This is a genomic window from Candidatus Doudnabacteria bacterium (assembly GCA_037200925.1).
Taxonomy (GTDB): domain Bacteria; phylum Patescibacteriota; class Doudnabacteria; order UBA920; family O2-02-FULL-48-8; genus JBDTSL01.
In genome coordinates, this window is the sequence record JBBCGO010000001.1 from 586646 (window position 1) to 611996 (window position 25351).

Below are 25351 nucleotides of genomic sequence, written 5' to 3' on the forward strand. Positions count from 1 at the left end.
AGCATCGTCTTTCCCTCTCCATTTTTTTAGATTTATGAAATCATTTATTACAATTTTAAACCAGGCGACACTGGAGCTTCTGGAAAAACGGGATATGAGTTTGGTTACGGAAGTTTTTACCCAGACTGGAATGAAAATTCTGGGTGCTGATTTCGGTTTCATCTGGATAAAAATGCCAAATAATCATGGGCATTATAGCCTGGCTTATAAAAGTCCCGGGACGCCTTATGTTCCTCAACCGCCGCGAACTCGAGGTATCAATGCCCGGGTTAGTAAAAATCGACTTCCTTTTTTTGCAACAAAGATTCCCAAAGAACGCAACCAAAAATATGACGTAGGCGCGCACATGAAAAGTTTTGTGATTATTCCGATCGCGTATAAGAACCATCTGTATGGAAATGCTGTATTTTGTTTTAAAAAAATCCGTTATTTTTCACAAACAGATCGTGACTTGAGTATTGCTTTAGGTAATTCTTTAGCTCAAGCCATGACCATCAATAAATTAAACAGCAGCTTACAAGATATAAAGCACACGCTCGACCATACGCCTCAGCCAATATTAATATTTAACCCCAATACCCTCAAAATATCATATTTTAATCAAGGTTTGCTCAAGCAAACCGGCCTGAATAAATTTATTTTAAGGCGAGCAAGCATAAACCAAATTATTCACCCTTCTTTTCACAAAATATTTGAAAAAAAACTCAAACGTATTTTAAAAGAAAAAATCCTGTCTTCGGTTTTCGAAGTTGCAATTAAAACAATAAATAACCGGAAGCTTCCGGTCGAATCTTTGATCCAATATGTGGAAACGCCGGGACAAAACCCCCATTTGTTGACGATTTTCAGTGACCTTCGGGAACGAAAAAAAAACGAGGAACAAATTAAACGCGCAGCGTTCCACGATACCCTGACCAGGCTGCCAAATAGATTTTTATTCACCCAACGGCTGGATGCATTGCTCAAAGCCAGCGCCCGATATGGTCGAAAATTTGCCGTGATCTTCCTCGACTTGGATCGGTTCAAAGAGATCAACGACACAGCCGGGCACTTGATCGGAGATCTGCTCCTGCGGCAGGTGGCATCACGCCTAAAAAAGAATATTAAGCATAATGATATTATATCGCGCTTTGGCGGCGATGAATTTGTAATTCTTGTGCCCAATCTTAATTCAACTCGCCAGGCGGATCAAGTAGTCAGCCGGATCCGGAAAGCTTTTAAAAAACCATTCGATCTGACACCGCACCAAGAAGCTTATATCAATTTTTCTGCCGGCATTAGCACTTTCCCCAAGAACGGCGTAGATGCAGAAACCCTGCTAAAAAATGCCGATAACGCTTTATATAGAGCCAAGCACCGATATGGCAATAGCTTTGTGCGTGTACATTGACCCAACCTTATACTTTGCTTATAATTTAGACAGGTTTAAATCAGCAATAGCGACCCAGCAAAGCTGTCACTTTGCATGCCCATCAACGGGCTAGCTGCGGGAAGAAATAAGTAGACCCCGCCGGAAGTCCTCCGTAAAAACCGTAATTAAGATAAAGTTAAGATGGCACCGTCCGAGAGGACTCTTAGCACCAATTATTAATGGTGTTTTTTTATGCAAGAAATTCCGAAAACTTACGATCAATCAAAAGAATCCGAGATCTATAAACTCTGGGAAGAGTCGGGTTTTTTCAATCCGGATAATTTAGAAGGCGAGCCGTTCACGATCATCATGCCCCCTCTGAATGCCAATGCCTCTCCTCACGTTGGTCACGCTTTGGGCATGACTTTGGAAGACATTATGATCCGCTACCAGCGCATGCTTGGTAAAAAAACCTTGTGGCTGCCCGGGACCGACCACGCGGGCTTTGAAACCCAGGTGGTGTTTGAAAAAAAACTTGAAAAAGAAGATCGGTCCAGGTTCCAAATGACTCGGGAAGAATTCTACCGTGAAGTCTGGGACTTTGTCCAAACCAACAAACATATCACGGAAGAAGGCATCCGCCGCCTGGGCGCATCTGCCGACTGGTCCAGGAACACTTTCACTTTGGATCCCAAGATAGTAAAAATAGTTTATGAAACATTCAAGCAAATGTACGATGATGGCTTGATCTATCGCGGCAACCGCATCTGCAACTGGTGTCCCAAACACCAGACCGCGCTTTCGGACCTGGAAACCAAATATGAAGAGCGCGAGGACATTCTCTATTATCTGAAATACGGTCCCTTCACCATTGCCACTGCCAGGCCGGAAACAAAATTCGGCGACAAGTTCGTGGTCATGCATCCGGATGACAAGCGCTATGCCAAATATAAAGACGGGCAAAAGATAGATCTGGAATGGATCAACGGCCCGATCACGGCAACCGTGGTCAAAGACGACTCCATAGACATGGAATTCGGCACCGGCGCCATGACCATCACGCCGTGGCACGATGCGGCTGATTTTGACATTGCCCAGCGCCATAATCTTCCTTTTGAGCAGATCATAGACAAAACCGGAAAACTTCTGCCCATCGCCGGCGAGTTCGTAGGCCAGCATATCAAAAAAGCGAGGCCCTTAATAGTGGAAAAACTTCGCGATAAAGGATTGCTTGATGAAAGCAAAACCAATGAGCATTACAAGCACAATGTTCAGGTCTGCTATAAATGCGGCACCATCATTGAGCCGCAAGTCATCCTCCAATGGTTCGTGGCCATGACCAAGGAATTTAACGGCAAACCGAGCCTGCGGGACATGGCGGTCAAGGCTGTGACGGACGGGAGCATCAAGATCATTCCTGCTAACTTTGAAAAGATCTTCATGCATTGGATGAATAATATCAAAGACTGGCCCATCTCCCGCCAGATCTGGTGGGGCATCCCGATCCCGGTGTGGTACAAAGGTGAGGAAATAAAAATTTCAGAAAATTCACCTGGCGAGGGCTGGACACAAGATCCTGATACATTTGATACCTGGTTTTCTTCGGGCCAATGGCCTTATGCAACTCTGATGGCGCACGGAAAAAAAGATTTTGAGACTTTTTATCCGACGCAGGTCATGGAAACCGGCTGGGATATCCTGTTCTTCTGGGTCGCGCGCATGATCATGTTCGGCCTCTATAAAACCGGCAAGGTGCCGTTTGAGAACGTCTACCTCCACGGCCTGGTGCGCGACAAAGACAAACAAAAAATGAGCAAGTCCAAAGGCAATGTGGTTGACCCCTTAGGCGTCATTGACCAATTTGGCGTGGATGCCCTGCGCATGGCTCTGACCGTGGGTAACTTGCCCGGCAATGATTTGCCGCTGTCCGAAGACAAGGTCCGCGGCTACCGCAACTTTGCCAATAAGATCTGGAACGCGGCCAGGTTTGTCCTGCAAAACTCCGATGGTTTTGATTCGTCCGCAACCATTTTGCCTGAGGACCAAAAAATCCTGGATGAGATGGATCAAATCATCTCTGACACCACCAAGCTCATGGATAAATTTGATTTTGCCCATGCTTCGGAAAATCTTTATCATTACTTCTGGCACACTTTTGCTGATAAGATCATTGAAGAATCCAAATCCAAACTGGCAAATCCCGAAACAAAAAAATCAGCGCAACTGATGCTGATTACGGTTCTGGAAACTTCCCTCAAGCTTCTGCATCCGTTTATGCCATTTGTGACGGAAACGATTTGGCAGATGAATCACAAGGATCTTCTGATGATCCAGAAGTGGCCGGGTAAAAAATAACTAAAAAAGAGCCGTAAGGCTCTTTTTTAGTTTTCCATCGTATTCCAGATCCCTTTGAACACCTCGCGCATATTGTGCGCCAGAACCGCATCATGGATCTCCACCAGATAATGCGGTTTTTGATTGGTCACAATCATAACTACGTAATCGCCCATAACCCAGTTCGTTGCCGTAAAATTTTTACTTTGATCCCAAAACTTAATTTGCCGTTTGGCAAATTTTTTCTTTTTGATTTGTTCTTCCGCATTGTTACTGATTAAATGCAATCCTTTAATTTCCGGTTTGGCTGTTTCCCAAGACCAGTCTATCCATTTTTCATAATTTTCTACAAATGTGTGATCCTGAAATCCCCAAAAAAAACCATCGTATTTGTTTATACTCTGATTCCAAGACGGAAGGCGCTTATACAAGAATGCTTCCAACTCAGCTTCCGGAATGAACACAATTTTAGGCAAAGCAAATGTTTGAGTTTTAACTACTGATTGCAGTTCATGGATAGCTCTCTTAGCCAACTCTTTTTTTCCGCGCACTTCCCGTTCTTCTTTTGCAACCATTGTTTCCAGTTCTTCCAATGGCTTGGCGATCAAACTGATTGTCGGGCTTCCCAAGTCTTCCGAAATCAAACCCTTGGCCACCAGCTCTTTGGCAACACTATAAACCGTGGTCCGGTTAAGACCCACGACTTTCGACAAAGCCGTAGGGCTGATTTTGCCCTGTTGTAATACAGTCAGATAAACCTGGATTTCTTTGTCATTCAGGCCGATTTTAGTTAGAAGTTCATTGATCATGCTTATATTATACTCTGTTGTTAGACTATTGTCAACAACAAAATAGTCCATTTATATGGGTATTTTAGGTTATTTAAGCTTTTTTCGTTGAAAATCTATAGACAATCCTCTCTTTTCTTGATAAACTTCCTAGTTAAGCTCGATAACCGAGCTGACAATAACAGCCCAAGGAGGGCAAAATGCAATTCAATGGCCTCAAACCGCCGGCTGGTCCGGGCTTGGTAATCGAAGTTCACGCCGACCTCATTCAGCCAAGCCATGACTTCTCTTCGTTTCTGAGAAGCTGCGGCTTCGAAGACGATCCGTTCAGCATCTTCTTTCCTCGCGAGTACACAGATCATATGACTGGCCGGATACGGGTACAAAAATCCGATCTGCCTCCGGTAGTGGCAGATGTGCGCCGCACAGTCGAAACCATTCTCGCGGCCGCAGGAAACGAGCCTGGAGTCTATATGGAAATCGAACTGGTCAAAGACAAGGTCAGTTTCCCTGCTCCAATCTCAGATCAAACAATGTATGAGATCTTGGAGAGCTTCAATTTCTCAAGCACTGGTCGGTGTGGCGAAGCCAAAGCAGACATCCATGTGAAATTCCTGCAAGGACAGGTTCTGCCAGAGGTTCGGGAGTATCTTGTGCGGAAACACTTCTACTGGGTCGCAACGCCTCCGAATGAACATATCGGAGCCAAAGAAATCTGCACCCTTCAAACGGACACGTACGAAAGCGCTCAAGCAGTCTTCGCCGCGTTATGTCAGCATCCATTGCCGAATTGCATTGGTCTGCATCTTGAGCAAAAACTTGGCATGGTTCCCAATCGAGCCAATCTACCCATGCCCGAAGTAATTGCAGTAAAAAAGATCCGCTAAAACCAAGCGGTATCAACTCCTAAGGTATGAGTATAAAGTGCCTGCCCCGTACTGAACGCTTTAAACGTTTTGGTGCGGGGCCTTTTTATATCTAAAAAATTGTCCAATGTTTTGCTCGTACGAGCAGAAAGTGGGACAAAATAAAAAAACCGCCAATTCGGCGGCTTTTTTTATTTATCAAATCCTACTTAAACCTCACCGGGATTGCGACTGAGGAATCGTTCGCCGGATCGCCGGAAGGGTTGTCTTTGCTGATTATCAGAACTCCGTATGGAGCTGCGCCCGGATCAAAGGTCATAGTGCCGGAAAAATTCACAAAATCCGTGGTCTGCCAGTCGCCATCGGCATGCATCGGGCCTTGGGTTAAGATATTGCCCTGGTCATCTTTCAAAACCGCGGGCATGGTCGCTTCAAAGAACCAGGTGCCGCGGGCTTTGCCCGAAATTTTCATGGGACTGGAAACCAGATCTCCGTATTGGGGAGTATCAAAGGTTACTTCAGGCGCGGGATTTGTATCTTCGGTAAAAGTCTGGCCGTTGAACGTGCACTGCACCGGCTCGCTTTGCAAAAGCTGACCGCCGGCCGCTGAGCACGATTGAAAATCCGTGACTTGCGGCATCGTTTGCGGTTTGCGCTTGATAATAAATAAAGCTACGGCTGCTAAGACGACCAGAACTGCGATTTGTAAATATTTTTTATTATCCATAAAGATAGTATAACGGGCGAATAGAAAGTAGTAAATAGAAGGAATCGCATCTGCGAGCGACTGCTATTTTATCAAGCCTAAGTCTGGGCAGTCGCGTGGCAGTCAAACCCTTGGAATAGATTGCTTCGTCGCCGCCAAGACTAACCCTAACTAAAATAAAAGCGGCTCCTCGCAAATGCGACAGAGCCGATTCTATTTACTATTATTTATATTGCAGCATTATCCGCCACCTCAGCGGCTTCTTTTTCCGCCAAAGCCTCAGGCCGGTAGCCCGTGCCAGCGGGAATGAGCTTGCCGATGATGACGTTCTCCTTGAGTCCCCGCAGATAATCTGTTTTGGCCGTCACAGCAGCTTCTATCAAGACTCTGGTGGTTTCCTGGAAACTTGCCGCGGCCAGGAAGCTTTCAGTGTTTAAAGAAGATTTGGTAATACCCATCAGGAGCTGTTCTACCTCAGCCTTGCGCCCCTTGGGCCCGATCTTGGCATTAGCCAGCATCAACCGGGATTTGTCTATCAGATCCCCGGTCAAAAGATCAGCATCCCCGGGCTCTGTGACGCGCACCTTAGAGAACATCTGCCGGACAATGATCTCAATATGCTTTTCATTGACGTTCTGTCCTTGGGAAGAATAGATCTCCTGCACATCCTTGATGATGTAATCCTGGCAGGCTTCAATGCCGCGCAAGGTGAACACTTGATGCAGATTTAAGTTACCTTCGGTCAAAGGCTGGCCTTTGACGACCAGATCTTTTTCCCTGACCAAAAGGCTGTAGCCTGCAGGCACGGAATATTCCTTAAAGTTTTCTGATTCACGGACCACGGTCAAAGTATCAGATGACAATTTCACGATGCCGGCTGATTTGGCTTTCACGGTTTCGCCCTTAGCGTTGACGAACAGCGGATCGCCTTCGTCCACTTTCTCGCCGTCGGTCAGCTGCAGCTTGGGCGTATCCAATACATATTCATCTTTGGCAATGTCTTTGGCTTCCACTCGGATGGTCGATTCTTTGCTGGTAATTTTCACGCTTGAAACAAACCCGTCAATTTCCGAAACGATTGCCTGCCCTTTGGGCTCGCGCGCTTCCAGCAATTCTTCCACGCGCGGAAGGCCCTGGGTAATATCCAAGCCGGCCACGCCGCCGGTATGGAAAGTTCTCATGGTCAATTGTGTTCCCGGCTCGCCGATGGCTTGCGCCGCCACAATGCCCACAGCCGCGCCCAGTTCCACCGGTTTGTTAAAGCCCAAGTCGTAACCGTAGCATTTGGCGCAAATGCCGCGGGTCAAAGTACAGCGCAGCACTGTGCGCACTTCCACTTCCGAAGCCGTGGACTTTTCGATCTGCAATGCCAGTTTGTCGTCGATCAAAGTCTGGGCTTTCGCGACGACATTCCCTTCAGCGTCAACAACGTCGCGGGCAGCCACGCGGCCAAAGATCCGGCGCGACAAAGGCCTTCCCAAAGCTTCTGAGGAAGCGCGGGTGATCAGGCGCCCTGATTTGGCTCCGCAGTCTTCGGCATTGATGACAATATCCTGCGCCACGTCAACCAGGCGGCGGGTCAAGTATCCCGCATCCGCTGTCCTAAGAGCCGTGTCAGTCATACCTTTTCTGGAGCCATGAGTGGAAATGAAATATTCCAAAATGTTCAGGCCTTCTTTGAACGAATCTCTGGCCGGCAGTTCAATAACGTCTCCGGCCGGGTTGGTCACAAGACCCTTCATGCCTGCCATCTGGGCGATCTGGGACACGGAACCTCTGGCGCCGGAATTCACCATCTGGTAAACTGTGCCAAATTCATCCAATGTCGTAGTGATCGCTTCCGTCACCCTGTCCCGCACTTCCGCCCAGATTTCAATAACGCGATTATAGCGCTCCTGGGCTGTAAGCAGACCCTGCTGGTATTGTTCAAAAGTTTTGAGCACTTCTTCATCGGCTTTTTTCAGCAAGCCGGCCTTGACCGCGGGCACAGTCAGATCATCCATGCCCCAGGAAATGCCGGACTTGGTCACGTAATGGAAGCCCACGCCCTTAATGTCATCCAAAAGCTGAGCGGTGCGGTCAATGCCAAAGTCGCGATAACAAACCTGGACCACCTGCTGCAGCCGTTTCTTATCCATAACGTCGTTCACAAACCGCATGCCTTGAGGCAGGACTTCATTAAAAATGATCCGGCCGACGCAAGTTTCAGTCAGGCCCTTGTCTCCCCACTCGCCGGTGAGGCGCACATGGATCTTAGCTTTCAAAGTGATCAATTCCGACTGATACGCGAGCAGGGCTTCTTCCGCGGAGCCAAAATATTTGCCTTCGCCTTTTTGGTTCGGATGGATCCGGGTCAGCCAGTAACAGCCCAAAACCATATCCTGGTTCGGGCCCATGATCGGTTCGCCTGAAGCCGGCTTCAGAAGATTTTTAGCAGACAACATGATGTTGCGCGCCTCATCTTGAGCAGCAGCGGTTAAGGATACGTGCACTGCCATCTGGTCCCCGTCAAAGTCCGCGTTGAACGCCGGACACACCAAAGGATGGATCTGAATGGCCTTGCCTTCGATCAACACCGGCAGGAACGCCTGGAAACCCAGACGATGCAGCGTTGGCGCTCTGTTCAGCAGGACATAATGGTCTTTCGTGACTTCTTCCAAAATATCATAAACTTCGGTGCGGCCTTGCTCGATCAGGCGGTTCGCGGATCTTACATTATGGGCGTATTCGCGGGAGATGAGTTTGGAGATGACGAACGGCTTGAATAGTTCCAAAGCCATTTTTTTCGGCAAGCCGCACTGATGCAATTTCAGCTTCGGACCGCCGACGATAACGCTGCGTCCGGAATAGTCCACGCGCTTGCCCAGCAGGTTTTGGCGGAACCGCCCCTGTTTGCCTTTGAGCATGTCAGCCAGTGAGCGCAGTTTGCGTTTCTGGCCGGTGGACGCCGTTACTTCCTTGCCGTGGCGGATGGAATTGTCTATTAATGCGTCTACGGCTTCCTGCAGCATGCGCTTTTCGTTCCTGGTAATAACTTCCGGCGCTCCGATTTCCAAAAGTTTCTTCAAACGGTTGTTGCGGTTAATGACGCGGCGATACAGATCATTGAGATCGGATGCGGCAAACCGGCCGCCATCCAACTGCACCATAGGGCGCAGGTCAGGCGGGATAACAGGCAGGTTGGCAATTATCATCCACTCCGGCCTGATCCCTGATTTGATCATGGATTTGACCAGCTTTAAACGCTTGGTCAGTTTTCTTTTATTCACTCCTTCAGCCGGTAAGATCTCTTCCTGGAGCTGGGTGAATAATTTTTCCAGATCGATCTCTTCCACCAGCTGAGAGATGGCCGCAGCGCCAATGCCTGCAGCAAACACAGGGCCGTATTTCAACGACAGGTCGCGGTATTCCAGTTCGGAAATGATCTGATATTTTTTTATGGATTTAAGCTCACTGCGGGCCAGGTCGCGGATGGATTCCAAATGCTCGATCTCTTTGGCCCACATGTCGCGCACGCGCAAAGTTTCAGTATCTTCTTTGGCAGCAGCGACATCCTTGTCTTCCGAAGGCTTAGCCGGCTGTTTCTTCTGATTGAGCAAATTTTCGTAGCGGCTGTCGATCTCGCGGCGCTTGGCTTTGAATTCCCGCTCGATCTGTTCCATGGTGGAAGCGCGCGCCTCTTCGTCAACGCTGGTGATAATATATGAGGCAAAATAAACAACTTTTTCCAGTTCCTGTACTGACAGATCCAGCACTAACCCCAGGCGCGAAGGAACGCCGCGCAAAAACCAGATGTGCGCTACCGGTGCTGCCAGCCTGATATGGGCCATGCGCTCGCGCCTAACCGCTGCTCTGGTGACTTCCACTCCGCACTTGTCGCAGATGATCCCTTTATAGCGGATGCGCTTGTATTTGCCGCAGTAGCATTCCCAGTCTTTGATCGGGCCGAAGATCTTTTCATCGAACAAGCCGTCTTTTTCCGGGCGCTGCGTTCTGTAATTGATGGTTTCCGGCTTGGTGACCTCGCCGTAAGACCAATTCAAAATATCCTGGGGACTGGCCAGTTTCAAACGGACGGCTTTAAATTCTTCTGTTTGCTGTACCATTCGTCGCGTCGGGTAGACACTTCGCGATTTGCTTCGCAAATACGCTTCGGTCTACTTGCCGCTCCTCTCGAAAAAATTGTTCTCGTCCCGACAAGTCGGGACTGCGACTCAATTTTTTCGTATTAAATAATTAGCTATCTCTTTAGCTTTTTCTTTTTGCCCGCTTTATCTTCGGCCATTTCCAACATCTTATCCTTTTCTTCGACACGATCTGTGGTTGTCATTTCCCGCAATTCTGCCGCATCATCCAAAGCCAATTTTTCGCCGATCAACTCAACATTCAGGCAGAGCGATTGCAGTTCCTTCACCAACACGCGGAAAGATTCCGGTACGTTCGGTTTTTTGATAGGCTCGCCTTTCACTATCGATTCGTAAGTTTTGGCTCGGCCTACCACATCGTCTGATTTGATCGTCAGCATTTCCTGCAGCGTGTGCGCTGCGCCATAGCCTTCCAGGGCCCAGACTTCCATTTCGCCGAATCGCTGTCCGCCGAACTGCGCTTTGCCGCCAAGAGGCTGCTGGGTGATCAGAGAATAAGGACCGGTGGACCTAGCATGCATCTTGTCATCCACCAAATGGTGGAGTTTTAACATATAAATGATCCCGACCGTGACTTTTTCAATGAATTGCGTGCCGGTCTTGCCGTCATACAAATAAACCTTGCCGTCTTCCGGATATCCTGCGCGTTTGAGCTCGGATTTGATCGTTTCCTCAGGCACCCCGTCCAGAGCAGGAGATGCAACTTTATAGCCTAATTTTTTGGCAGCCAACCCGAGATGCGTTTCCAGTATCTGTCCGATGTTCATACGCGATGCCACTCCCAGGGGATTTAAAATAATATCCACTGGCGTGCCGTCGGCCATGAACGGCATATTTTCGATCGGAATGACCTGAGAGATAACGCCCTTGTTGCCGTGCCGGCCGGCCATTTTGTCGCCGACCTGGATCTTGCGGAGCACGGCCACGGAAACCTGAATGGACCGGATGACGCCGGACTGCAGCTTGTCGCCCTGCTCCCTTGAAAACTCGCGGATATTGACGACTTTGCCGTATTCGCCGTGCGGCAGGGTCAAGGATGTGTCTTTCACATCGCGGGATTTTTCGCCGAAGATCACGCGCAGCAATTTTTCTTCCGCTGTCAGGTCAGTCTCGCCTTTGGGAGTGATCTTGCCAACCAGAATGTCGCCGGCTTTGACCTGGGCGCCGATGCGGATGACGCCGTTCTCGTCCAGGTCCTTCAATTTTTCTTCGCCGACATTCGGAATGTCGCGGGTGATGATCTCCGGTCCCAATTTGGTGTCGCGGACATCAACTTTAAAATCTTCAATATGGATCGAGGAATAACGGTCTTTTTCCACCACGCGGGATGAGATCAGGATCGCGTCTTCGTAATTGCCGCCTTCCCATGACATGAATGCCACGAGCATGTTCTGACCCAGGGCCAGTTCGCCTTTTTCGATCGCCGCACCGTCAGCAATCGGCTGGCCGGCCTTGATGACCTGGCCTTTGGTCACGGTCGGATGCTGGTTAATGGAGGTGGAAGTGTTGGAACGGATAAATTTCTGCAGTAAGTATTCTTTTTTCTTGCCGCTTTTTTCGGCCAGGATGATCTTTTCACCGGAAACCGAGGAAACCACTCCGTCGGTTTCCGCAATGACCACCTGTCCCGAATCATAAGCTGCTTTGGCCTCAACGCCGGTGCCTACTACCGGGGAATCAGGCTTGATGCATGACACAGCCTGGCGCTGCATGTTTGAACCCATCAAAGCGCGGTTGGCGTCATCGTGTTCCAAAAAAGGGATGAGGGAAGTTGTGACGGAAATGATCTGTTTCGGAGAAACTTCAACGTAATCAATGTCCTGGGTTTCGGCAATTGAAGGCTCGGCATGCACGCGCGCTGAGGTCCGCTGTTCGGTGAAAAAACCATTCTCATCCACCAGCGCTGTAGCTTGGGCGATGACCGTGAACTGCTCTTCATAAGCATCCAAATATATGATCTCTTCCGTCATCCGGGCTCTGACCCGCAGAGTGATCACCGCTTTGTTGGCGGATAATTTTTCGGCCGCATCTTTGGTGATCTTCTCGCCGGCGGCAACGATGGTTTTTTCATTCTCATCTTTCAAATCATTCAAAGCTATTTCGCCGACAGCTGTTTTGCCGTCATTCGGCAGATTCTTTATGACTTTGCGGTAAGGCGTTTCGATAAAACCAAAATCATTGATCCGAGCATAGCTGGCCAGGTGCGCTACCAGGCCGATGTTCGGGCCTTCCGGCGTAGTGATAGGGCAAAGCCGGCCGTAATGCGAACGGTGCACGTCGCGGACCTCAAAACCGGCGCGTTCGCGAGACAACCCGCCCGGGCCCATGGCCGAAAGCCTGCGTTTATGCTCCAGTTCGGCCAAAGGATTGGTCTGGTCCATGAACTGGGAAAGCTGGGAAGAAGAGAAAAATTCCTGGATCACGGCCACTATCGGGCGGACATGGATCAGCTGGGCCGGAGTTACGGTTTCGATCTCAGCCAAGCTCATGCGGTCTTTGGCAATTCTGCTCATGCGAGCCAGCCCGATGCGGAATTTGCCCTGGATCAGCTCGCCGACTGCGCGGACGCGGCGGTTGGACAGATGGTCAATATCATCCCACAGGCCCTGCGAATTATTGAGGCGGATGACTTCGCGGATGATGTCGGTCAAATCTTCTTTCGTCAAGATACGGTCTTCCCGGCCTTTAATATTCAAACGCTGATTCAGTTTGTACCGGCCGACCTCCGACAGATCATAGCGGTCAGAATGGAAAAACATGGCTTCGATCAAAGAACGCGCATTATCAACAGTGGCCAGGTCCCCGGGGCGGATCCTTTTGTAAACTTCCTTATATCCTTCATCCGCGTTCTTGGACGGGTCTTTTTCCAGGGTATTTTGGATGTAGCGCATATCCGGATTGGTATCAACATCCGCAAATGCGGCTAAAATTTCCTCGTCAGTGCCGAATTTGAACACGCGCATCAAAGCCGTGATCGGGATGCGGCGCTTGCGGTCGATCTTGACGCTGATCACGCCGTTTATGTCAGTTTCAACTTCCAGCCAGGCGCCGCGGTTGGGAATGATCTTGGCGCCATACCAGTTGCGGCCGCGCGCCGGCTCGCCCGTGAAAAATACGCCGGGAGATTTGACCAGCTGGGATACGACCACGCGCTCCACGCCGTTGATGACAAAGGTTCCCCTGGGCGTCATCAATGGAAAATCACCCAAGTAAACATCTTGGGTCTTTGTCTTCCCGGTCACTTTATTCACCAATTTCACGGAAACATAGAGCGGCGCTTCGTAAGTGGTATTGCGCTCTTTGGCGGTTTTTTCGTCGTATTTCGGTTTATCCAAATAGTGTTCGCCAAAAAACAATTCGAGATTCTTGCCTGTAAAATCTTTGATGGAATTAATCTCTTCCAAAAGTTCTTTCAAACCCTTTTCCCAAAACCACTTATAGGACCGGATCTGCGCTTCGATCAAATTTGGCATTTCTAAGACCTCGTGGAAGGGTGTGAAGAACTTCCGGAGGCCCTGCTGCCGGGTCGGACCTGTTAAATTAAGGCTTAAGTTAGCCATTTTTTTAAATTTAGGGACTAAAATAATTTCTCTTTTTGCAAACGCAAAAAGAGCCGCTGGTTGGCTAGACTTTTATTAAATTAGATATCACTAACTTATTTTAACCATTTTTAGGAACTTGTCAAATGGCTAGGCCGGATAGATAATCCGAAGATCAGCAGCAGCACACCCAAGCCCCCCACGATCAGGCTTAAACTGATCCTATCAGCAAGCAAACCAATAATGATCGTAGGCATAGTTGCGGCCACCTGAAGCAGTACATATAAGGTTCCGTAGATCCGGCCGCGGATGTGCGCTAAAGCGTAAGTTTGGATCAATGAATGGCTCGGGGCAAAAATATGGGCATTAGAAAACCCGATGATCAGCGCTATGGCGGAGTAATAAAAATATTTATAGGTAATAAAATTTATAAAAGATAAAGCGAATATCATAACGCCCATTCCCAGAAATCCGGCAAATATCAGGTCTTTTTTGCGGAAACGCCGTTCTTCTAGCCCTAGGAATAACGCGCCGATCAGGATTCCCAAGCCCAATGGGGCCACAACCAACAACGATCCTTCGTTCAGGTTTATCCCGATCGCCTGTTGTATAAAGACCGGCGCTATGGTGACCATCATACCCGTCACAATTTGAATGGCGATAAGGCTTAACAACGGGAAGTGGAGCTGTTTGTTCTCCCAAAGATGTACAACGCCTTCTTTAAATTCATGCCAGACGCGGTCCAATGAATAAGGATTGTTCACTTTTTTCGCCGGCGGCAATGATGGCAGAGATAATGTCGACAAACCCGCCAGCAGCAGCAATAAAACTGCCGTCAAATATGGCGCGCTGGGGCCGAAGATCACAGTGATGGGGCCTGCTGCGGCAAAGCCCAGGATCAAAGCCGCGCTTCCGGTGAAAGCAAAGTAGCTGTTTGCGATCAAAAGCTGGTTTTTGGGGACTAAAATCGGAATGGAAGGAGCTTCGGCCGGAAGATAGAACTGGTTCAATGATGCGTATAAAAAAGTGACAATCACCAATCCCCATAAACTGCCCCCGACCACAAAATATAAAGCCACGCTGCCGGCCTGCAAAAAATTTATCAGGGTCAAAAGCCATTTCCGGTCAAACCGGTCCGCATACACTCCGGCAACGCCGCCGAAAAAAACCGTACCAAGGCCAAACGCAATAATGATCGATGAAACTGCGGCGGACGAATTGGTCAGTTGGAAAACTTTGATCAGAATGGCAAAACTCAAAAGATAATTGGTCAACTGGGACGCCGCCTGGGAGATCCAAAGCTTAGTAAAATCGATATTCTTCAGCACATCAAGATAAGATTTGAACGTCATGATCTTTTTTTCGGCAAAGTAATATTCGGCTCCCGGCCGTATTGCGGCTGTGTCATTCTTTTGCCCTTCTGTTTTGCAAGCTGCTGCCAATCGATCTTAAGGCCTGCAGAAATACTAACCACCGGGATACCCAAGCCGTAAGCCAAGGCATTCGCGGCCGCTACTGCTGTGCGGATCTTGGAAAAATGACCGGGACCTGTTACCACAGCGATCTTGTCCAGGTCAGCAAATTTTATTTTTTGTTTCTTTAAGAAAGTTTGGATCTGCCCGATCAATACTTCTGATAAATTATGGCTGACTTTAAAAATGTGATCTATTGTTTTGCTGTTCGAGATCAAAGTTAATTTCGCAGAATCTTGATCAGTAGTATCTATAAATAGCAGCATTAGAAATTAGAAATTTTTTTAAGATGCTTCCTTCCATTTCATGCTCTTTTGTTTGTCGTTGACGCGGATCAGCTTGATGACCTTATCCACCAGGCGCTTCGGATCATCATCGAACACGATCCGCCTCCGGCCGCGCTCGGCCAGTTTCAAGATCCGGTCAATATCCTGTTCAATCCCCCCGGTTTTGGTCAAAACCCCGACCACCCGCTTGTCTTCAAACGCGGTGGTGAATTCATTAAGAGTGCCGATACGGCCGCAAACCACTATCACGCCGTCGGCGGATCGCGTCATCAGCATGTTGCGCCCCGAATAATCAAACCCCGTATAAATGATAAGATCCATATACCGGGTCGGCAGATGATAGGTGTGAATGTGGGCCTGCTTGGAAACGGCGGGCGACAGTCCGATAGAAATTCCGCCTACGGATTTCGCACCTCGGGTTGCCCATTCCGGTACGCCGACCGTGGCGCCCGTAACCAAAACGCAGCCGTGGAGCGCGACTTGCCGGCCGATCTCATAAGATTTTTTATACGCGCCTCTTGTGCAATTGTTAGTGGCAGAACCTGAAACAGCTATTTTATAATGCATGAACTAAAAAATTTCTTTAGAAATTAGGATTTAGTACTTAGGATTTTTTTAAGTGTTCGTCCCTGCTTATATACATTATACCAGATGGGGGAAAAAATAAGATCAAAACTGCCGGGATACTTAACTTCAAATCCGCCAAAGCCTTTTTTGAACCGGCTGATCCCGGCCCAGGCATGACTCTCTTCTTTTGCAGGCGCCACGCCGCCAAAATCATAGTGTTTGAATCCCAAATTCCGCGCGAGCCTGATCGCTTCCCAATGCAGTAAGTGCGGGGCCATGGCTTCTTTCATTTTTTGTGAAGTTCCTCCGTGCAAAAAAGTCGCGGTATCGCCAAATAAACTCAAAAGTAAGCCGGCAAGAGGCTGGCCCTTATATTCAGCGATCAGAATCTTTAAATATTTTGGCGCCAGATGGTCCCACATCTGAAAGTAATAACTTTGCGGATGCAATCTAATTTTATTGCGGTTCGCAGTTTCCAAAAGCAGCTGCCAGACCGTGATCAGATCAGCTTGAGTTCCTTCCCGCACGACCACACCTTTGCGCTGGGACAAGTTGATGTTGTAGCGGGTTTTGGGTTTCATGCCGATCAGCAATTCTTCCTCGGTTTTTTCCAGATCCAGGACCCAGTCAATTGCCGGTTGCGTATCTTTGACAGCGCGCGGCAATTTTACAGATTGCAACGGTTCAATGCGCGAAAAAATAATTGAATGGTCCTCGTCCAGTTTTTTTAGATCAACTAAAGCCGGATCAATATTGCCCAAAGGGCCTCTGGGACAATAGGCGTATTTTTTACCAAACGGCAAAGCTGTTTCAATAGCCAAGCAAGCAAAATCCTCGCCCGAAAACCTGTGGATTTTTTGTCCCAGCGATTCCTGAAATTCCCCCCATACCCAGCTTTGCAAAATCGAGCCTCCAAGCTCGATGACTTTTTCATCCCAAGCGTCTTGTGATAGCGGGGTTATCATTTTTGCAGAGCTTTCAGAGCCATTTTAACTTTTACTTGCAGATTTGCAACGTCCTTAGGAACATTTTTCAGCGCATCGCGCGCTTCCTGCTGACTGTAACCTAGAGCAACAAGGGCATCCATGGCATCGGAGTGTTCGCGCGCCACCGGCATGGCAGATTTTTCGTCTTTGAGTTTTTCTTTCAACTCCACGATCACACGTTCTGCGGTTTTGCGGCCGATACCGGAAACTTTGGTGAACACGGAAGGGTCTTCTGAAACAATGGCAGATTTAAGCATATCAATGCTGGCCAAAGACATGATCGCCAATGCTGATTTGGGGCCTACTCCCGAAACTGTGAGCAGCATTTCAAAAAATTCCAATTCCGAAAAAGTTTGAAAGCCGTATAAAGTGATCTGATCTTCCCTCACATACGTATGAATGACCAGACTCAGTTCCTGGTTCAGCTTAAATGGCACCAGCAGCACGGGCGGAACAAAAACTTTATATCCCACACCCGCGGTTTCGAGGATAATATAGTTTGCTGATTTATGAGTAATTTTACCTTTGAGTGAACCGATCATGTCTTGATTATATCGTATATGTTAGCATTGACAAAGTTCCGAAAAGTAAGTTAATTTACAACTGAAGATCCAGAAGTTTATGGAGGAAGTTATGTTGGATTGGCATACTTCGGACCAAAACCGGCTTTTCTACACGCTCTATACGCTTGTATGTTTAGCAAGCACTTTACTGATCAAATCCGGAGGGCCGGGTGGAAAATCCAGGAGTTCAGACGACTGGTGGGGAATCATTTGCGGCCTGATTTACACTACAGGATGGTTGGCGATGCCGGCCATCATGAATATCAAAGGAGTAGGAGAATTTCTGGCTGGTTTGTTTTTGGTATCGTGCGCATTAGTTCTGCCTGGCCTATTATTTATAGCACTCAGCTTCACTCTTCTTGCTTTTTGGATCTGTCCATTCGCTGTCGTTTATAATCTCCTTCGAAAACCGGAGCAATGGCACTGCAATCCATTCGATTGGGTTATATAGAACCCTGACCTGCCGTGCCACTGGCGCTGCCGGTTTTTTTTTGCCAAAAAAAAGAAGCCGAACTGCGAAGTTCGACTCATTTGGTTTTCCGCCTCGGGGTTATAGACAATCCGATCATATCGACCTGCGTCTGGATTTCCGGCATCCAGACCTTGATAATATTGACGTGGGCTCTGCCTGGAATTTTGAAATAGGGAATTTCAAAATCAAACAGCCTGATCGCAAACCCCCAATCATATCCGATCGTGATGATTTGCTTCCCGTCCCAGTTGGGTACTCTAACTGCGAGGACTCCCGGGAAAGCGTACATCTGCCACCTGCCATGTATATCAATCGTCATGTGAAGCCCTGCCAAGCCATAGGCTCTGGGGCTGGGCTGGGCTTGCATGTTTGTTCCAAGACCGGCCACGTGAAGGTGCTCGTAGAGAACGGTCTTGACCGTTCGCTCGTTTTGAATGCTGGTTGCCGACATCTGCCGCCGGATCCGCTGGACGACATACCCGTCTTTCCAGTCAGAGAAAAGTTTGCAGGCTTCAGCGAGCAGATCATCAGCGGCCAGCAATCCCTCCGACTCGACGCATGCTGACTCTAGCCAGTCAGGAGGCAAAGGCTCGATCCGACGAGGCGATTTGTAGCTGAACAAATCCGGCTCATCTTTCCAAAATGGATACGGAAACGGATACAACACCCACTGGGGTCTATCGAGCCATTCCGCAGCCCACTTCTGCCAGGCTTTGTACTCCTTAATCCAGGGCTGCGGATCAGGCAATGGCGGCGCTGGAATGTCCAGTCTTAGGTCCTGGGGCAGGATCGACCGGGATGGCAATAAATCATCCGAGCCTTGCGCCAGCAATATGGCACTTTTGAGCAGTAAACAGGCCAAAACAAGCGTTACGAGGCGCATAGGTCCACCTTTTCCTTTGACGTATCTTAAACCCTATACAGGTTATTGCCAAGTCTGCTAAAATGAAGATTGCTATGAAATTCCAGCTTCAATCCGAATTCAAACCGGCTGGCGATCAGCCGCAGGCAATAGAAAAACTGATCAAAGGCCTGGAAAAAAAATACCGCTACCAAACCCTGCTTGGCGTCACCGGCTCAGGCAAGACTTTTACCATGGCCAATGTCATCCAAAAGATCCAGAAACCGACTCTGATCATTTCCCATAATAAAACTTTGGCAGCGCAACTGGCGAGCGAGTTCCAGGATTTCTTTCCGGAAAACGCCGTGCATTACTTTGTCTCTTACTATGATTACTACCAGCCGGAAGCTTACATCCCCCGCTCTGATACTTACATTGAAAAGGAGACCGAGATCAATGAAGAAATAGATAAATTGAGAAACGCGGCCACGCAAAGTCTGTTGTCGCGCAAAGACGTGCTCATCGTCGCGTCCGTATCTTGCATTTACGGCTTGGGCAATCCGGCCAATTATCTGGAGCTGTCCATGCCCATCAAAACCGGGGAAACTTTTAAGCGCGATAAGTTCCTGCGGCGCCTGACGGACCTGCAATTCATGCGCAACGACGTCAACCTGACCCGCGGCACGTTCCGCGTCCGCGGCGATGTGGTGGAACTCATCCCGGCTTCCGCGGACAAGATCCTGCGCCTGAATTTCAATGGCGACGAGATAGAAAAGATCTCGGAGCATGATCCACTCACCGGCCAGGATTTCGGGGTTCATGAGGAAATAACTATTTTCCCAGCCAAGCATTTCGTCACGCCCAAAGAAAAATTATTCGCAGCCATCGGCAACATTCGCAATGAACTGGCCGATCAGGTCAAATTTTTCAAATCCCAGGATAAACTTGTTGAAGCCCAGAGAATTGAACAGCGCACCAATTTTGACATTGAAATGATGCTTGAAACGGGCTTTGTGGCAGGCATTGAAAACTACTCCAGGCAACTGGATTTCCGCAAACCCGGCGAGCCGCCGTCCACGCTGCTGGATTATTTCCCGGATGATTTTTTGCTGTTCATTGACGAGTCGCATATTACCGTTCCCCAGATCGGCAGCATGTACCTCGGGGATCAGTCGCGGAAAAAAAACCCTCATCGATTACGGCTTCCGTCTGCCGTCTGCCGCTGATAACAGGCCTTTGCAATTTGAAGAGTTTGAGAAAAGGATCGGCCAGACCATCTTTGTTTCCGCAACACCGAACAAAGAGCGGGAATTGGCTGTTTCCAAGCAAGTGGCCGAGCAGCTCATCCGGCCGACCGGACTTTTGGACCCGGAAATAGAGATCCGCCCGACGAAAAACCAGATCGACGACCTTATGGAAGAGATCCAAAAAAGAGTTAAACAAAAACAGCGCGTACTGGTAACGACATTGACCAAAAATATGGCGGAAGAACTGTCCAACTATTTGGTTGAATACGGCATCCGCGGACAATATCTGCATGCGGACATTGAAACCCTGGAGCGGCTGGAGATCCTGCGCGACCTGCGCTTGGGAGTTTATGATGTGGTCGTGGGCATCAATCTTTTGCGTGAAGGATTGGACCTGCCGGAAGTTTCCCTGGTCGCCATCCTGGATGCGGACAAGGAAGGCTACTTGCGTTCAGAAACTTCGCTCATCCAAACCATGGGCCGGGCCGCCAGGCACGTGGATGGCCACGTCATTATGTATGCGGACAAGATCACCGGCTCCATGCAGCGCGCCATGGATGAAGTAACCCGCCGCCGGAAGATCCAGCAAGACTACAATAAAGAACACGGCATCACTCCTGCCGGGATCATCAAAGGCATCAAAGAAACGCGCCTGGCCGGCATGAAAGTCGCGGAAGAAAAAACAGTCGGACGAGATGGATCTGAGCAAAATGAGCAAGCAGGATATCGCCTATGCCATTGAAGAACTGCGGGACCAGATGGACTTGGCTGCGCGCAACCTGGATTTTGAAAAAGCCGCGTCTCTTCGCGACCGCATCACCGCCATCCGCGCCAAAACGCGGATGAAAAAACATAAATTCAAATAACCCGCCTTATTGGAGGCGTCCATGGCAAAAAAGAAATGCACTGATCCGGAAGCTGCTAAACTTTTGGGAGCTTATTTGCTAGAAGACAATGTGCTGACAAAACGGCAACTCGCGAAATTCGAAAAGCATGTACTCGAATGTGAAGCTTGTTGGGCAAAAATCAAACGGCATCAGCAAAGGGAGGATCGAACGCCGAAAGACAAAGATCAGCCTTGATGCGCATCAAGGCTCTTTTTATTGTCTTGAACAAACTCCAATTACCTGCTATTATCCAAAAGCTTATTACTAATCCCACCTCGTATGCCCAACACTAAATCAGCGATCAAAGCCGCCAGACAGAATATAAAACGCCGCATCAATAACCTCAAATCCTTGGAAGTCGTCCGGAAAACGGGCAAGGCGGTCAAGAAATTTGTAGCGGCTGCCGATAAATCCGAAGCCCATAAAGCTTTATCCGCCGCCTTTGCCGCCCTGGACAAAGCTGCCAAGAAAAACATCATTCACAAGAACAACGCCAACCGGCATAAATCAAGGTTATCGGCCATGGTGGCGAAAATGAAATAGTACCCAAGCATGCTCAGTAGCAAGAACCGCCTCGTCGGCGGTTTTTTTATACTTCCCTTAGATCAAACTTTTCAAAGCCGGTGTTGTCATCATTGAAATAAAATTCTCCTTCCAGTTTTTGGCCTGCCAAAACCTTTGGCAGCCAATATTTATCGTCCGGCCACATTTGATCATATGGTATTTCCTTGAACTTGAACCATTGCGGTTTCATTTCCTCGGTTTCAACAGGCTCGCTAGTCCATTTCCTAGCAACAAAGATGCTGACTTCCTGGTCCCATTCTTTCTTGGTCTTAAAATAAAACTCCAGACAAGCAACTTTTGTCAGATCAGCAGATTCTACTGTCACGCCGATCTCTTCCTGCATTTCGCGCAGCGCGGTTTGTTCGATATTTTCACCATCCAAAGGCTTGCCCCCGTAACCATTCCACTTACCCGCCCCAAATCCGCGCTTTTTCATGGCCAAGAGAATTTCATCATCTCTAACCAATAAACAAAGCGTGGACTGCCGCATGCTAGATCTTTATCTTCTCCATCTCCGACCAGTTGTCGCCGGATTTGGCATGGACCTCGATCGGGACTTTGAGCTTATAGACATTCTCCATGATATTTTTGATATATTTGGCCTGCTGTTCAGCTTTATTTTTCTCGGTCTCAAACACCAATTCATCGTGAACTGATAATAGCATTTGCGCATCCGGGTGTTTTTTATCAATTTCTATCATGGCCATTTTGATTATGTCCGCGGCCAGGGATTGCAGAGGCATATTGAAAGCCTGCCGCTCTGCGGCTCCCCGCACCGCAAAGTTTGAGGCGTTGATCTCCGGCAAATACCTGATACGGCCCAGAGAATTTGTAATAAATCCCTGCTTGCGGGTTTTTTCGATCGTGCCGTCAATATATTTTTTGAGTTTTTTGAAAACTTCAAAGTATTGTTTAATGTGCTCGCCGGCTTCAGCGCGGCTCATGTCGGATCGTGACGAAAGTCCGAATGCTGATACTCCGTACAAGACACTAAAGTTAATGGTTTTCGCATCGCGGCGCTGATTAGGCGTTACCTTGTCTTCCGGAACATTAAAAATTCTGGCTGCGGTGGCGGTGTGAAAATCCCCGCCTGATTTGAAGATCTTGATCATCTCCGGATCTTCGGAAAGAGAGGCTGCAATGCGCAATTCGATCTGCGAATAATCCAGCGACAGCAACACTTTTCCTTTTTCCGCGATAAAAGCTTTCCGCACTTCGTTCCCCAGATCCGTACGGATAGGGATGTTCTGCAAATTAGGATTAATTGAAGACAATCTCCCGGTCGCGGCAATGGTCTGGCTGTAAGTTGTATGGATGCGGCCGTCTGCTTTGGATACAAGCAATGGCAACGCATCGACGTAAGTGGATTTTAATTTTGTCAGTTCGCGGTATTCAAAGATCAGCTCAATGATCGGATGAAGCTTGCGCATTTTTTCCAGCTCGTTGGCGGCCGTGGACATGCCGCCGGATTTTTTGTTCTTCTTGATGTTTTCCGTCGGGATCTGCAATGTTTCAAATAATACTTCCTGCAATTGCTTGGGAGAAGAAATATTGAACTCGCCTCCGGCGTGCTTATGAATTTCTTTTTCTAGCTGTTTAATGCGTTTATCAAGCTGCTTGGATAGATCCGAAAGCCAGACCAGATCTATTTTAATGCCCCGCTTCTGCATATTTTTAAGCACAGATATCAGAGGCACTTCAATATCCTGGAAAATTTTCAGGACATTTTTTTCTTTTAACTCGGTCGCCAAATCAGCCCAATCACCAACTTCATAACTGCGCTGGCCCGGATTACACAAATATGCGGCGATCAAGGCTTCTTCAGCCGTTTTGATCACAGCATTTGGTTTGCCCGGAATAACCGGAGCTGCGACCAATTCTGCCTGCGAACCTTTGGAAACTTTGGGCAGGCGGGCATTCAAAGCCTTGATTCCGAGACTGTTCAAAAGCCGGACGACTTTCGTTTGATCGTAATCGCCAAGCTTGGTTTTCTCAAAATCAAAATTCAGCTCGCCTTTTTGGTCTATGAAAGCCAGTTTATACGACAAGTACGCTTTAGCCTTGCCGTCGATCAATTTTTGCAGAGTCCCGGCTTTGATCTTTTTTGCTTTGTTTTTCCACGGCTTCGTACACGCCATCCAAACTGCCAAATTGCTTGATGAGTTCTAACGCTCCTTTCTCTCCGATCCCCGGCACTCCCGGAATATTGTCGGAGGTATCTCCACGAATAGCTTTGTAATCCACCCATTGCGACGGATGCAGGCCCGTGACCTCAACCATCTTATCAATATCAAAGATCTGAATATCTGAAAATCCGGTTTTGAACCGGTAAACTTGAGTATGATTATCTATCAGCTGCAGCAGGTCCATGTCTCCGGTGACAATGATATTCAGAACATCTTTCGGGGTTTTATGAGCAATGATCCCTAGCAGGTCGTCAGCTTCAAATCCCTCTTTTTCATAAATAGGAATATCCAAAGCCGTCAAAATCTCTTTGATCTTCGGCAATTGCACCAACAACTCATCAGGTGCGGCTTTCCGCGTGGCTTTATAATCGGTTGTGAGTTTGTCGCGGAAAGTCGGCCCCTTCACGTCAAAAGTAACCAGAGTATGAGATGGTTTAATATCTTCCAATGCTTTAAAGAACATGGAAAAAAATCCGAAAATGGCGCCGGTGGAAATCCGTCCTTGTTCGACATCGCCGGCAGAGCGTGGAAGGCGCGATGAAACAGCGCATGCCCGTCGATCAATAAAAGTTTTCGTTTGGATTCAGCCATAAAAGTATGGTAATCATACCAAAAAACCGCCTTCCTGTCCGACGCTTATTTTTTAGACGTTATAATTATACTAAGATGCAAATTTGATTTGTTTGCAGGAGGAATAATGCCAAGGACAAAGAAACCTGCTGATTTGCCCATGCTCGAACCTGAGGATGCGGCAATTGTCGTGGGCTATGATCTGGATGAGATGGTGCGCCAGCGCTACTGCGAATGGTGCCTGTTCTGGGATTTTAACCAAGCTTTGGAAACCAGCATCTTTCCAGAGTCCGCAAGATTAGTGCTGATCAACGCTGCGCTGGGTTCGTCAGGCGAGAAGCTGAAGAACATTTTCGAACAGAAGGGTCTTAAGGTACAGGTCGTATCAAGCGGAGTGCCCGCCATCCAATCCCTCATGGAAAAATTATTCGGGCCAAACATCAGTAAGGGCAACCGTGGGCCATTTATGCGACGAGTTATTGCTGAACCCGAACCTGATGCGGAGCTCGTACCCATAGAAGCGATGAAACGCGAACCTACCAGGCCTGCTCCAGATATTAAGAATTCTGGACAGGGCCTGCCCGTCAAGTCAAAAGACAATGCTGGCGACCTCGAAACGGTAACTCACTCGGATGAGGAATGGCAAGAGCGGCTCGGAGATGCTTTGACAGCACAAAAAAATGTTGAAAAAACATCTGACCAAGATAAGTAATTTGTCTTGGTTTTTTTATGCTCGGCGTTTTCCGCTCTGTTCCCGCCTGCGGGTTTCGTCATCCCGGCGCTTTTGGTCAGCATCCCTTCTGGCCTTGTCTTCTTCCTGTCTTTTGCGGCTTTGCAGATCCGCGATCTTTCTTTTATCCTGTACGATTTTCGGTTCTAGCCTGCGGACATCGTCTTGCGCACGCTTAAGATCTGTTTCGTCTTTTCGAAGCTCATCCTCCTGCCAGCGGAGCTCGCTGTTGGTATCCATAAATTTATTA

The 25351-nt window shown here is 48.3% G+C and carries 19 protein-coding genes and 2 pseudogenes; 7 read left to right on the forward strand and 14 right to left on the reverse strand.

The features are described 5' to 3' along the window. The first annotated feature begins 34 nt into the window (after window positions 1-34). Together WDN47_03405 and WDN47_03410 are read left to right on the forward strand one after the other, a co-directional pair. Window positions 35-1390 (forward strand): diguanylate cyclase, encoded by a 1356-nt coding sequence (locus tag WDN47_03405; GenBank protein ID MEJ0021606.1) that lies wholly within the window; start codon window positions 35-37, stop codon window positions 1388-1390. A gap of 213 nt (window positions 1391-1603) precedes the next feature. Beyond that, a complete protein-coding gene (locus WDN47_03410) occupies window positions 1604-3706 on the forward strand; it encodes a valine--tRNA ligase (protein ID MEJ0021607.1) in 2103 nt (700 codons plus the stop codon). 26 nt (window positions 3707-3732) lie between these two features. Here the strand turns inward: WDN47_03410 and WDN47_03415 are convergent, their stop codons facing one another. Then, window positions 3733-4494: a helix-turn-helix domain-containing protein gene (locus WDN47_03415; protein ID MEJ0021608.1), complete on the reverse strand. Its 762-nt coding sequence runs from the start codon at window positions 4492-4494 to the stop codon at window positions 3733-3735. 179 nt (window positions 4495-4673) lie between these two features. Here WDN47_03415 and WDN47_03420 point away from each other — a divergent pair, with 179 nt between their 5' ends. Next, window positions 4674-5360: a hypothetical protein gene (locus WDN47_03420; GenBank protein ID MEJ0021609.1), complete on the forward strand. Its 687-nt coding sequence runs from the start codon at window positions 4674-4676 to the stop codon at window positions 5358-5360. Window positions 5361-5544: 184 nt separating this feature from the next. Here the strand turns inward: WDN47_03420 and WDN47_03425 are convergent, their stop codons facing one another. The 9 genes and pseudogenes from WDN47_03425 to WDN47_03465 form a co-directional block, all read right to left on the reverse strand. Further along, on the reverse strand, window positions 5545-6066 hold the full coding sequence (locus WDN47_03425) for a Gmad2 immunoglobulin-like domain-containing protein (protein MEJ0021610.1): 522 nt from the start codon (window positions 6064-6066) through the stop codon (window positions 5545-5547). Window positions 6067-6272: 206 nt separating this feature from the next. Further along, window positions 6273-10151 (reverse strand): DNA-directed RNA polymerase subunit beta', encoded by a 3879-nt coding sequence (gene rpoC / locus WDN47_03430; protein MEJ0021611.1) that lies wholly within the window; start codon window positions 10149-10151, stop codon window positions 6273-6275. 134 nt (window positions 10152-10285) lie between these two features. Further along, window positions 10286-13675 (reverse strand): annotated as a pseudogene (locus tag WDN47_03435) (DNA-directed RNA polymerase subunit beta). A 185-nt stretch (window positions 13676-13860) separates the two neighbouring features. Further along, window positions 13861-15081, reverse strand: coding sequence for an MFS transporter (locus WDN47_03440; GenBank protein MEJ0021612.1), 1221 nt, complete (start codon window positions 15079-15081; stop codon window positions 13861-13863). After that, window positions 15078-15467: a tRNA (adenosine(37)-N6)-threonylcarbamoyltransferase complex dimerization subunit type 1 TsaB gene (tsaB, locus tag WDN47_03445; GenBank protein ID MEJ0021613.1), complete on the reverse strand. Its 390-nt coding sequence runs from the start codon at window positions 15465-15467 to the stop codon at window positions 15078-15080. Before tsaB ends, WDN47_03440 begins: the two co-directional genes overlap by 4 nt. Window positions 15468-15485: 18 nt before the next feature. Beyond that, window positions 15486-16055 (reverse strand): hypothetical protein, encoded by a 570-nt coding sequence (locus tag WDN47_03450; protein MEJ0021614.1) that lies wholly within the window; start codon window positions 16053-16055, stop codon window positions 15486-15488. Between the two features lie 23 nt (window positions 16056-16078). Continuing rightward, the gene (locus WDN47_03455; protein ID MEJ0021615.1) at window positions 16079-17020 is read right to left on the reverse strand and encodes a peptidoglycan bridge formation glycyltransferase FemA/FemB family protein; all 942 of its coding nucleotides are present in this window, start codon (window positions 17018-17020) and stop codon (window positions 16079-16081) included. Further along, the gene (gene ruvA, locus WDN47_03460; protein MEJ0021616.1) at window positions 17017-17583 is read right to left on the reverse strand and encodes a Holliday junction branch migration protein RuvA; all 567 of its coding nucleotides are present in this window, start codon (window positions 17581-17583) and stop codon (window positions 17017-17019) included. The genes WDN47_03455 and ruvA overlap by 4 nt, the downstream gene beginning before the upstream one ends. A gap of 548 nt (window positions 17584-18131) precedes the next feature. After that, entirely contained in the window at window positions 18132-18959 is an 828-nt protein-coding gene (locus WDN47_03465; protein ID MEJ0021617.1) for a hypothetical protein, read from the reverse strand. 74 nt (window positions 18960-19033) lie between these two features. On the opposite strand from WDN47_03465, the pseudogene uvrB reads away from it, so the two are divergent. The 3 genes and pseudogenes from uvrB to rpsT all read left to right on the forward strand — a co-directional run bounded on the left by uvrB (window position 19034) and on the right by rpsT (window position 21594). Further along, a pseudogene (gene uvrB, locus WDN47_03470) lies at window positions 19034-21030 on the forward strand (excinuclease ABC subunit UvrB). A 21-nt stretch (window positions 21031-21051) separates the two neighbouring features. Next, window positions 21052-21246: a zf-HC2 domain-containing protein gene (locus WDN47_03475; protein MEJ0021618.1), complete on the forward strand. Its 195-nt coding sequence runs from the start codon at window positions 21052-21054 to the stop codon at window positions 21244-21246. Between the two features lie 84 nt (window positions 21247-21330). Further along, window positions 21331-21594, forward strand: a complete 264-nt coding sequence (gene rpsT / locus WDN47_03480) for a 30S ribosomal protein S20 (GenBank protein MEJ0021619.1) — start codon at window positions 21331-21333, stop codon at window positions 21592-21594. 46 nt (window positions 21595-21640) lie between these two features. On the opposite strand, the gene WDN47_03485 is transcribed toward rpsT, so the two are convergent. The 3 genes from WDN47_03485 to WDN47_03495 are packed head-to-tail and all read right to left on the reverse strand — an operon-like array spanning window position 21641 to window position 24384. After that, entirely contained in the window at window positions 21641-22105 is a 465-nt protein-coding gene (locus tag WDN47_03485; protein ID MEJ0021620.1) for an 8-oxo-dGTP diphosphatase, read from the reverse strand. Window position 22106: 1 nt separating this feature from the next. After that, window positions 22107-23753 carry a DNA polymerase gene (locus WDN47_03490; GenBank protein ID MEJ0021621.1) on the reverse strand — a complete coding sequence of 549 codons (1647 nt, stop codon included), beginning with the start codon at window positions 23751-23753 and terminating at the stop codon, window positions 22107-22109. Continuing rightward, entirely contained in the window at window positions 23671-24384 is a 714-nt protein-coding gene (locus WDN47_03495; GenBank protein ID MEJ0021622.1) for a 5'-3' exonuclease H3TH domain-containing protein, read from the reverse strand. The genes WDN47_03490 and WDN47_03495 overlap by 83 nt, the downstream gene beginning before the upstream one ends. A 114-nt stretch (window positions 24385-24498) precedes the next feature. On the opposite strand from WDN47_03495, the gene WDN47_03500 reads away from it, so the two are divergent. After that, window positions 24499-25083 carry a hypothetical protein gene (locus tag WDN47_03500; protein MEJ0021623.1) on the forward strand — a complete coding sequence of 195 codons (585 nt, stop codon included), beginning with the start codon at window positions 24499-24501 and terminating at the stop codon, window positions 25081-25083. Window positions 25084-25098: 15 nt separating this feature from the next. Here the strand turns inward: WDN47_03500 and WDN47_03505 are convergent, their stop codons facing one another. After that, window positions 25099-25341: a hypothetical protein gene (locus tag WDN47_03505; GenBank protein ID MEJ0021624.1), complete on the reverse strand. Its 243-nt coding sequence runs from the start codon at window positions 25339-25341 to the stop codon at window positions 25099-25101. Between the last annotated feature and the right edge of the window lie 10 nt (window positions 25342-25351).